This window comes from Silvanigrella paludirubra (assembly GCF_009208775.1).
Lineage (GTDB): Bacteria > Bdellovibrionota_B > Oligoflexia > Silvanigrellales > Silvanigrellaceae > Silvanigrella > Silvanigrella paludirubra.
Genome location: NZ_WFLM01000013.1, coordinates 1 through 1461, shown reverse-complemented (window position 1 = coordinate 1461; position 1461 = coordinate 1). Strand labels below are relative to the sequence as shown.

Here is a 1461-nt window from a genome sequence, read left to right as displayed (position 1 = left end):
TAGATGGAGAAATATCTCCGATAAGCGTAGTTACTTATAATGATATGAATAAAGTAGCGAGTACGCAGTTATTAAAGAGCGATAAAAGCTTTTACAGTGTAAGTAGCAATAAATATGATGCTTATGGAAATCCGTCGGAATCTGTAGATGTAAATGGAAATAAAATTAAATATGTTTATAACCAAATTGGTCAGAAATTAATTGAAATATTTCCAGATGGTCGTCGTATTAAATATGTTTATGATGAAATGTTTGAAGATAAAGTAATTCAAAAGTCCGTTGTTTTACAAAATGGGAAAGAAGTTGTTTTAGGAAACAGGACATATAATGAACTTGGATTGATGATGAGTGATTCAGATCCAGCAGGCAATGCCATTAGATATGCTTATGATAACAAAGGCAATATGGTAAGCCAAATACAACGTTCTGGAAAAGAAATTAAATACACTTATAATGCATTTAATCAAATGATCAAAAAGGAAGTAGCTGGAGATTCTGGTAAATATAATTCAAGTTATGTTTACGATAATTTATCTCAAAAATTATTATCTATGACAGACGCAACTGGTAAAACAAATTATACATATAATTTAGATAACAGTTTAGAATCTGTTACTTATCCAGATAATAAAAAAATATCTTATAATTATGATTTGCAAGGTTCCATGATAGGAATTACGGATATAGCAAATAACCAAACAATTTATCATTATAGCAAAACAAATGGTAAATTAGAGGCGACTGAATTTAGAGCAATGGGTAATAATAATCAGGTTGAGCAATATTATTATGATAAGTTTGGTAGAATTTCTAGTAAAATACTTCCAAATAATGCGCAATCTATTTACTCATACAATGAGATGGGTTCCCTTGAAAACTTAAGCCATTTTGCTGAAAATAGAAGTAGGATACTTTCTTATAGCTATACCTATAAAAAGGATATGAATATTTCATCTAGAACAAGAACGAATGAAGAAGGTTCAGGATTAAGTGCAAAAGAAAATTATGCATATGACATTATGAATAACCTTTCTCAATACAACTGTTCTGGAACAGCATGTCCTAAAGATCAAAATGGTCAAAGTATTGCTTCTGAAGAATATACGTTTGATAGCTTAAATAATATTAAGACAGCAAAAGTATCGTTTGTGAAGGGTGGTACAAGTTTAACGACATATAATTATTCAGATAAAGATCCAAGTAGACTTGTTGCATATGCAACTACCGATGCACAAGGAACAAAAAACAGCGCTCTTGAGTATGATGCTGACGGTAACGTAACAAAAGATGGTGATGGTAACACATTAACTTATTCTCCATTTAACAGACTAGAGACATTTACAAAAGAAGGTAATGTAACAGAATATCGTTACAATGGTTCTGGCATTCTTGTTTCTCAAAAAGACTCTGGAAATGTAGAAAATAAATTCTATTACAGTGGTTCTCGTGTTTTAAATGAGA

At 30.5% G+C, this 1461-nt stretch carries 1 protein-coding gene; it reads left to right on the top strand.

Translation table 11 applies throughout. From position 1 onward, the window contains the following. A partial coding sequence (locus GCL60_RS17200; RefSeq protein ID WP_153421920.1) for an RHS repeat domain-containing protein occupies positions 1-1461 on the top strand: 1461 nt, incomplete at both ends.